Raw genomic sequence first — 8,597 nt, 5'->3', positions numbered from 1 at the left:
GAGTAAGCCATTGTAAATGCCATTAAAATTAATAGTAGTTTTTTCATTTTAAGTTTTTATTAGTTAATCAAATAATTATTTGTAATTCTATAAAATTAAGCAATACAATATCTTTTATTGTTAACAAAAGCTTAAAATAAGGGATTGTATATTTGCATTATATTAATTATGACGTAACTCATAAGGATTAGGTTTTACGCTATATCTTTTTTAAAAAACAAAAAAGGATGAAGTTTATCCTGAGTATAGTCGTAGAACACAATCTTTAACGCAAATAAATTATTACTAATGAAACAATATTATGCTGAAACAATAGGTACATTTGCCATGGTATTCTGTGGTTGTGGAGCCATGACAATAAATGAAATTACAAACGGAAGCATTTCACACGTAGGAGTAGCCATAACATGGGGGCTTATTGTTATGGCAATGATTTATGCTTTTGGCGAAATTTCTGGAGCGCATTTTAACCCCGCAGTAACTATTGGTTTCGCAGTTGCAAAAAAATTTGCATGGAAGCAAGTTCCTAAATATATAATCTCGCAGTTTATAGGTGCTTTTTTAGCTATCTTTATTTTGTGGTTCTTATTTCCAGAAAGTCAGTTTTTAGGTGAAACTACCCCAACCAATGGATTTCCCCCCTACAAAGCCGCTGTTTTAGAGTTTTTATTAACATTCTTTTTAATGGTAGTTATTATTAATGTTTCTACTGGAAGTAAAGAAATTGGTACTATGGCAGGTATAGCTATTGGTGGTGTTATACTTTTAGAAGCTATGTTTGCTGGCCCTATAACTAAAGCTTCTATGAATCCTATTCGCTCTATTGCTCCTGCTTTATTTACAGGTAATTTTCAATATTTGTGGCTTTATATTACAGCTCCTATTTTAGGCACAATTGCTGCAGTTTCTAGCTGTAAATTAGTTAAAACGGATAATTGTTGTTAATAATATTTAAAATTTTGTTTAATTTTTATTAAAAAAAATTAAACATTTATTATCTTTACAAAAACTTATTAGCAAACAGCAAATTAAAATATAAGTCTTCGAGTTAACTATAATTCGTCTAATCCTCATAAAAAGCTATTACATGAAAATTCTAGTAACAGGAGCAACAGGTTACATTGGTAAACGACTTATTCCTTTTTTAATAAACGAAGGACATCAAGTGGTTTGCTGTGTTCGAGATAAACTTCGTGCAGACAAGAGTTATACAGAGGAAGAATTAATAGATATAGTTGAAGTAGACTTTTTAAAAACTGAAACTCTTAAAAACATTCCAAAGGACATTGATGTAGCGTATTATTTAATACATTCTATGTCTAATTCTTCAAAAAGTTTTGAATCTCTTGAAGAACGTTGTGCTATAAATTTTAAAAGCCAATTAGAAAAAACCCAAGTAAAACAGGTTATTTATTTAAGTGGTATAACAAATGAAGATGAGTTGTCGAAACATTTACGTTCAAGATTAAATGTTGAGCATACTTTGGCATCAAAACACTATGCGACAACAATTTTTAAAGCTGGAATAATAGTAGGTTCTGGGAGTTCATCGTTTGAAATTATACGAGATTTAGTCGAAAAATTACCATTTATGATTGCCCCTAAGTGGTTAGACACTAAAACACAACCACTTGCAGTAAGGGATGTTTTAACTTTTTTATCTAGTGCTGCAGGAAATAAAATACTTTACAATAAATCGTATGATGTTTTTGGTCCAGAAGTTTTAACCTACAAACAACTCTTATTGCAATTTGCTGAAGTACGAGATTTAAAACGCTACATTTTAACTGTACCAGTAATGACACCAAAATTATCGTCTTACTGGTTATATTTTGTAACCTCTACATCTTACAAGCTAGCATCAACTTTGGTAGATAGCATGGGTGTTCAAATTATTGGAAAACCCAGTAATATCAATAAAATATTAAATGTAAAGCCACTTACTTACAAACAAGCCGTTGCATTAGCTTTTGAAAAAATAGAACAAAACAGTATAATTTCCAGCTGGAAAGACTCTATGGTTAGCAGTGGTAGATTACGCAATAGTTTACACAAATACATTAATGTGCCTAAATATGGCTGCTTTAAAGATTATAAAGAACGTTCTGTAAATAATCCTAAAAAAACAATCGATAAAATTTGGGCTATCGGCGGTAAAACAGGTTGGTATTATGGTACATTCTTATGGCGTATTAGGGGCTATATTGATAAACTTTTCGGTGGTATTGGTTTACGAAGAGGTCGTACAAACCCAACAGAATTACATGCTGGAGATGCGCTAGATTTTTGGAGAGTTATTTTTGCTGATAAAGCTCAACAAAAACTTTTACTTTATGCAGAAATGAAATTACCAGGTGAAGCTTGGTTAGAATTTAAAATTGAAAATGGTATGCTCAAACAAACCGCTACATTTAGACCATTAGGGCTTTTGGGGCGTTTATATTGGTTTAGCGTACTTCCGTTTCACGGTATTATATTTAAAGGAATGATTGATGAACTTTCTAAAGACTCATAAATTATTCTTATAGCTCTATAAATTATTTTGTTTAACTTATTTAAAAAAATATTAAACATTTTGTATATTTGCATTAATTGTTAATTTATGATTAAACAAGCAGTTAAATAACTCTAAAAAAATAAAGTATTAAATTTTACTTAATAAACCTTATTAAAAAACATAAATCTCATATAATTTATTATATTGGCAAATTATGAAAATAAGTGTTTTATATATACTTATTAAATTAGATTAAAGATTAAAAATTATGGAGATTATTGATAAAGCTTTAGAGTTTGAACAACGTAAACACACCTTTAAAACAACAAGTGAGCGTATTGAATCGTCTAGGGAAGTAAAAGAGTTAATATTAAGTTTAAATACTATTTATAAAGAGAAAAAAGACCCTGAAATTATGGATCTGATGAAACGTTTAACGGTTATTAAACAAAAAATTGAAAAAAGGCTAAAGGGCAGGCCATAAAAAACAAAAAAATGCCCTGAAACCATTATGAAAACAATTATTGTAGTAGGTGGAAGTAAGGGCATTGGTAATGCCATTATAAACAAATTAGTTAATTCCTGTAAAGTCGTAAATATTAGCAGAACCGCTCCTAACTTAGAGCATGTTAATTTAAACCATTTTTCTTGCGACGTTATTCAAGAAAATTTACCTGAAATTGAAACTGTCGACGGACTTATTTATTGTCCAGGTAGCATCAATCTAAAACCTATTTCTCGATTAAGTATCGACGATTTCAAAAACGATTTTGAAATCAATGTTTTGGGTGCTGTAAAAGTTATTCAAAAATATCTTCCCATACTTAAAACCGGAAACAAACCATCCATTTTACTTTTTAGCACTGTAGCTGCGAAACTAGGCATGCCATTTCATGCTAGTATTTCAACATCAAAATCTGGTGTAGAAGGTTTAGTGAAATCGTTAGGCGCAGAATTAGCACCAACCATTCGCATCAATGCTATTGCACCAACAGTCACAGATACGCAACTAGCTTCTAAACTGTTACGCAATGATAAAATGATAGAGAACATTACAGAAAGACATCCACTTAAAAGATTTTTAAATCCTGAAGAAGTTGCAGATATGGCAGTATTTTTAATATCTGATAAAGCAGCTTCTATGTCTGGGCAAGTATTCGAAATGGATTGCGGTATTGTAACTTTTAAAATATAAATATGAATCCGATAAAAACGTTTATAGCTACTTTATTTTCAAGAGGAGAAAGCAATAAAATAGTAAATGCTGATTCTATTTATGATATTGAAATAAATACACTTGATGGTAAAGCTTTAAATCTTTCAGAATTTAAAAGTAAATACATACTTGTTGTAAATGTAGCTTCAAAATGCGGTTTTACACCTCAATATAAAGACTTACAAAACCTTTATGAAACTTATAAAGATAAACTTCAAATTATTGGCGTTCCATGTAATCAATTCGGAAAACAAGAACCTGGTAACAAAAATGCTATAAAATCGTTTTGCGAAATAAATTATGGCGTTACATTTTTAATAACTGAAAAAGCAGATGTAAAAGGGAGCAATCAACATCCTTTGTATACATGGTTAACTCAAAAAAATAAAAACGGTCGTATAAATTCTTCCGTAAAATGGAACTTTCAGAAATATTTAATTGACACTAATGGAAATCTAATAGACTATTATTTCTCTGCAACGAGTCCGTTAAATTCAAAAATCACAAAACACCTAAAATAAAAAGCTATGTTCGGATTGTTTAAAAAGAAAACTGAAGTTGAAAAACTACAAGAGAAATATGAAAAACTAATGAAAGAATGGCATACATTATCAAGTATTAACCGTTCTGAAAGTGACAAAAAGTATGAAGAAGCAGAAGTTATAGCTAAACAAATTGAAAATTTCAAGAAATGAAACTATTTAAATATACTATCGTATTCTTAATTCTAAATTTTGGAGCTTTAGCCATTGGAAGTTGGCTTATGGATAATGGACCACAGACCGATTGGTACACGAATTTAAATAAAGCACCTTGGACGCCCCCAGGTTGGGTTTTTGGAGCAGCTTGGACTACCATAATGGTTTGTTTTTCAATCTATATGGCACTTTTATATAAGATTATACCAAATACAAAGTTGAAAATTTTATTCTTAATTCAGTTTGTACTTAATATTATTTGGAATTACATTTTCTTTAATCAACATTTAATTACTCTTGGACTTATATGCATCACCCTATTAACTGGTATTATTGCCAAATTTTTATTCGATTATAAAAACGAGCTTAAAGCAAAAAGCTTGCTAATACTCCCCTATTTTATATGGTTATGTATAGCTACATCATTAAATGCCTACATACTTATCTACAACTAATTTTATGAAAATTTACAGACTCCATAAAAAACAAAATTTACCTATAACTCTAGATGAGGCATGGGATTTTTTATCATCACCAGAAAACCTAAAAACCATTACACCAGATTATATGGGTTTCCATATTTTGTCTGGAGCAGACAGACCTATGTTTGCTGGTCAGATTATTCAATACATAGTAACACCTGTTTTAGGCATAAAAACCAAATGGGTTACAGAAATTACACATGTTGTCGACAAACATTATTTTGTTGACGAACAACGCTTTGGTCCCTATGCGCTTTGGCACCACAAACACTTTATTAAAGAAATTGATGGCGGTGTAGAAATGGAAGATATTATTGATTATAAAATTCCCTTTGGATTACTTGGTCAGTTAGCTCATCCAATTTTAGTTAAACCAAAACTGGAAGAAATTTTTAATTACAGAACAAAAAAATTAGAAGTATTATTCGGTAAATATTAATTTAAAATGTCAGTTCGATTAATTCCGTTTTTATCGGGATTGCATCGAGAAAAGCATCTTGACACAATTTTTATAAAAATTAATCGATGCGACAATAGTTATATAAATGAAGAAAACAGTAAACATATTTTGGTTTCGTCGCGATTTAAGATTAGAAGACAATCACGGATTATTTGAAGCTTTAAAAGGAAAACATAAGGTGCTTCCTATATTTATTTTCGATTCAGAAATACTGGATACCTTACCAAAAAATGATGTGCGAGTTACCTTTATTTACGAAACGCTTCAAAATATAAATACAAAGCTTAGTAATGAATATAAAAGTGGTATTGCTATGTTTTATGGCAAACCTTTGGCTATCTATAAACAATTAATTGAACAATACAACATAGAAAGCGTTTACACTAATCATGATTACGAACCTTATGCCAAAACACGCGACAAAGAAATTGAGACGCTCTTAAACAACAACAATATTGACTTTAAAACCTATAAAGATCAAGTTGTTTTTGAAAAAAAGGAGGTTGTTAAAAGTGATGGTACGCCATATTTAGTTTACACACCATACATGAAGCGTTGGAAAGACACGTTTAAACCTTCTGATGTTAAATCTTTCCATTCGGAAGAATTATTAGATCATTTAATTACAAACAAATCACTTCCAAATTTAAGTTTAAAAGATATTGGTTTTGAGCCTTCCCAACAAAGCATAAAACCCTATCAAGTCACTCCAAAATTAATACAAACCTACGAAGCCACACGAAATTTCCCTGCTCAAGATAGTACATCACGATTAGGTCCGCATTTGCGTTTTGGTACCGTAAGCATTCGCAATATGGTAAAAAAAGCCATGGCAGAAACCAACGAGGTATTTTGGCAAGAATTGATTTGGCGTGAGTTTTTTATGCAAATTCTTTGGCATTTTCCGCAGACACAAACCAAAAGTTTTAAACCCAAATACGACCGCATTATTTGGCGTAATAACGAAGTAGAATTTAAAGCATGGTGCGAAGGTAAAACTGGTTATCCTTTAGTTGATGCTGGCATGCGTCAATTAAACCAAACCGGGTTTATGCATAACCGCGTACGCATGTTAGTAGGTAGTTTTTTGTGTAAGCATTTACTAATCGATTGGCGTTGGGGCGAAGCCTATTTTGCCGAAAAACTACATGATTACGATATGGCAAGTAATATTGGTAACTGGCAATGGGTAGCTGGTTGCGGTGTGGATGCTGCACCATATTTTCGAATTTTTAATCCCACAACTCAAATTAAGAAGTTTGATAAAAATTTGGAATACATAAATACATGGCTACCAGATTTTCAAGAACTCACCTACCCTTCACCAATTGTAAATCATAAAATAGCACGCGAACGTTGCCTAAAAGTATATAAAGAAGCACTTAATTAAGCGCCATATTTCTTTTAATTCATTTTATAAATTATCAAATCGATAAATTTAGTGCTATTTATATGACAAAAATCACTAAATATGGCGTCTAAATATAATATATTTACAACTATGTTAAAATTTCGATAATTAAAATTTATACTTTATGACCGATTTACAAATTGCAAAAACCATTACACTTAAACCTATTTCAACCATTGCTAAAAAATTTGGTATAGACCCAGAACATATCGAAATGTATGGGAAGTATAAAGCAAAATTACCACTGCAAGCCATAAATAAACAAAATGCCGACAAGAGTAATTTAATCCTCGTTTCTGCTATTTCTCCCACACCTGCAGGCGAAGGAAAAACAACAATTTCTATTGGTTTATCAGAAGGTTTAAATCGGTTAAACAAAAAAACAACAGTGGTTTTAAGAGAGCCTTCTTTAGGTCCTATTTTTGGTATAAAAGGTGGTGCAACTGGTGGCGGATACTCACAAGTGTTACCTATGGAAGATATCAATCTTCATTTTACAGGAGATTTTTCGGCTATTGAAAAAGCGCATAATTTATTGTCTGCCATTATCGATAATAATATTCAAAGCAAAACAAATTCCTTATTTATAGACCCTAGAACGGTTGGCTGGAAACGTGTTATAGACATGAACGATCGTGCGTTAAGGCACGTAATTGTTGGTTTGGGCGGCACAACATCTGGTATTCCTAGAGAAACAGGATTTGATATTACTGCGGCATCAGAAATTATGGCTATTCTGTGTTTAGCCAAAAATTTAACCGATCTCAAAAAGCGTTTGGGTAAAATTTTTATTGGCTACACGTTCAACAAAGCACCCATTTATGCTAAAGATTTAAAAGCTGAAGGTGCTATGGCAGCCTTACTAAAAGATGCTATAAAACCTAATTTAGTACAGACTATAGAAGGCAATCCTGCCATTATTCACGGTGGCCCCTTTGCAAATATTGCACAAGGTACCAATTCTGTAATTGCAACATTAATGGGGATGTCGCATTCAGATTATACCGTAACCGAAGCTGGTTTTGGTTTCGATTTAGGTGCCGAAAAATTCTTTGATATTAAATGCCAAAGTGCTGGACTTAAACCTAAAGCTGTTGTGCTTACCACAACCATTCGCGCCTTAAAATATCATGGTGGCGCCGATTTAAAATCGTTGACTACACCTAATCTTGATGCGCTTAAAAACGGGCTTCCAAACTTAGAAAAGCATCTTGAAAATATTACAAAATTTAATGTTGCACCGGTAATTGCTATTAATAGATTTGTATCTGACAGTGATGAAGAAATACAATTAATTAAAGATTTTGCAGCATCAAAAGGCATTAAAGTGGCTTTGGCCGATGTTTGGGCAAAAGGTGGCGAAGGGGCTTTAGAATTAGCGCAATGTGTAATTGATGTGGTAGAATCGAAAACCTCAAACTTTAAACCTTTATATAAATGGGAATCGAGCGTTACCAATAAAATAGAAACCATTGCTACAGAAATTTACGGCGCAGAACATGTAGACTATACAGCGAAAGCCAAGGCACAATTAAAAAAAATTGCCGATTTAGGTTTAGAGCAGTTACCAATTTGTGTGGCTAAAACTCAAAAATCGTTATCTGATAACCCAAAATTATTAGGGCGACCAAAAGATTTCATCATTACCGTTAGAGAAATTGAAATCGCTGCTGGTGCAGGTTTTTTAATCCCGATTACTGGCGATATTATGCGTATGCCTGGGTTACCAGCGCATCCGGCTTCTGAAAATATTGATATTAATGATGATGGAGAAATTACGGGGTTGTTTTAGTTCTCGATACAATTCTCCTGCGTCGAATTACTCGAACTGAC

General features: G+C 32.0%; 10 protein-coding genes. All 10 read left to right on the top strand.

The genetic code is table 11. The features are described 5' to 3' along the window. The first annotated feature begins 288 nt into the window (after nucleotides 1-288). The 10 genes from AADI82_RS11385 to AADI82_RS11340 all read left to right on the top strand — a co-directional run bounded on the left by AADI82_RS11385 (nucleotide 289) and on the right by AADI82_RS11340 (nucleotide 8,556). On the top strand, nucleotides 289-945 hold the full coding sequence (locus AADI82_RS11385) for an aquaporin (protein ID WP_341216555.1): 657 nt from the start codon (nucleotides 289-291) through the stop codon (nucleotides 943-945). A 142-nt stretch (nucleotides 946-1,087) separates the two neighbouring features. Beyond that, entirely contained in the window at nucleotides 1,088-2,515 is a 1,428-nt protein-coding gene (locus AADI82_RS11380; protein ID WP_341216554.1) for an SDR family oxidoreductase, read from the top strand. Between the two features lie 250 nt (nucleotides 2,516-2,765). Then, nucleotides 2,766-2,981: a hypothetical protein gene (locus AADI82_RS11375; protein WP_034040397.1), complete on the top strand. Its 216-nt coding sequence runs from the start codon at nucleotides 2,766-2,768 to the stop codon at nucleotides 2,979-2,981. A 27-nt stretch (nucleotides 2,982-3,008) separates the two neighbouring features. Next, nucleotides 3,009-3,692 (top strand): SDR family oxidoreductase, encoded by a 684-nt coding sequence (locus tag AADI82_RS11370; RefSeq protein ID WP_341216553.1) that lies wholly within the window; start codon nucleotides 3,009-3,011, stop codon nucleotides 3,690-3,692. A gap of 2 nt (nucleotides 3,693-3,694) precedes the next feature. Then, a complete protein-coding gene (locus AADI82_RS11365; RefSeq protein ID WP_341216552.1) occupies nucleotides 3,695-4,234 on the top strand; it encodes a glutathione peroxidase in 540 nt (179 codons plus the stop codon). A gap of 6 nt (nucleotides 4,235-4,240) precedes the next feature. Continuing rightward, complete coding sequence (locus AADI82_RS11360; RefSeq protein WP_034040403.1) at nucleotides 4,241-4,408, top strand: Lacal_2735 family protein; 168 nt, start codon at nucleotides 4,241-4,243, stop codon at nucleotides 4,406-4,408. Further along, nucleotides 4,405-4,866, top strand: coding sequence for a TspO/MBR family protein (locus tag AADI82_RS11355; protein WP_034040404.1), 462 nt, complete (start codon nucleotides 4,405-4,407; stop codon nucleotides 4,864-4,866). Before AADI82_RS11360 ends, AADI82_RS11355 begins: the two co-directional genes overlap by 4 nt. A 4-nt stretch (nucleotides 4,867-4,870) precedes the next feature. Then, entirely contained in the window at nucleotides 4,871-5,332 is a 462-nt protein-coding gene (locus tag AADI82_RS11350; RefSeq protein ID WP_341216551.1) for an SRPBCC family protein, read from the top strand. Between the two features lie 106 nt (nucleotides 5,333-5,438). Continuing rightward, a complete protein-coding gene (locus tag AADI82_RS11345; RefSeq protein WP_341216550.1) occupies nucleotides 5,439-6,743 on the top strand; it encodes a deoxyribodipyrimidine photo-lyase in 1,305 nt (434 codons plus the stop codon). A gap of 145 nt (nucleotides 6,744-6,888) precedes the next feature. Then, nucleotides 6,889-8,556 carry a formate--tetrahydrofolate ligase gene (locus AADI82_RS11340; protein WP_341216549.1) on the top strand — a complete coding sequence of 556 codons (1,668 nt, stop codon included), beginning with the start codon at nucleotides 6,889-6,891 and terminating at the stop codon, nucleotides 8,554-8,556. Nucleotides 8,557-8,597 lie beyond the last annotated feature (41 nt).

The sequence above is a fragment of the uncultured Wocania sp. genome (genome assembly GCF_964021735.1).
Taxonomy (GTDB): Bacteria; Bacteroidota; Bacteroidia; order Flavobacteriales; family Flavobacteriaceae; genus Wocania_A.
Note: the sequence above shows the minus strand (reverse complement) of the source record. Positions and strands in the feature narration are given on the sequence as shown.

Excerpts from the sequence above, each read along its gene's own strand:
- AADI82_RS11355 (WP_034040404.1), top strand. The coding sequence starts at position 4,405 with ATGAAACTATTTAAATATACTATCGTATTCTTAATTCTAAATTTTGGA.
- AADI82_RS11340 (WP_341216549.1), top strand. The coding sequence starts at position 6,889 with ATGACCGATTTACAAATTGCAAAAACCATTACACTTAAACCTATTTCA.
- AADI82_RS11370 (WP_341216553.1), top strand. The coding sequence starts at position 3,009 with ATGAAAACAATTATTGTAGTAGGTGGAAGTAAGGGCATTGGTAATGCC.
- AADI82_RS11380 (WP_341216554.1), top strand. The coding sequence starts at position 1,088 with ATGAAAATTCTAGTAACAGGAGCAACAGGTTACATTGGTAAACGACTT.
- AADI82_RS11375 (WP_034040397.1), top strand. The coding sequence starts at position 2,766 with ATGGAGATTATTGATAAAGCTTTAGAGTTTGAACAACGTAAACACACC.
- AADI82_RS11360 (WP_034040403.1), top strand. The coding sequence starts at position 4,241 with ATGTTCGGATTGTTTAAAAAGAAAACTGAAGTTGAAAAACTACAAGAG.
- AADI82_RS11365 (WP_341216552.1), top strand. The coding sequence starts at position 3,695 with ATGAATCCGATAAAAACGTTTATAGCTACTTTATTTTCAAGAGGAGAA.
- AADI82_RS11385 (WP_341216555.1), top strand. The coding sequence starts at position 289 with ATGAAACAATATTATGCTGAAACAATAGGTACATTTGCCATGGTATTC.
- AADI82_RS11350 (WP_341216551.1), top strand. The coding sequence starts at position 4,871 with ATGAAAATTTACAGACTCCATAAAAAACAAAATTTACCTATAACTCTA.
- AADI82_RS11345 (WP_341216550.1), top strand. The coding sequence starts at position 5,439 with ATGAAGAAAACAGTAAACATATTTTGGTTTCGTCGCGATTTAAGATTA.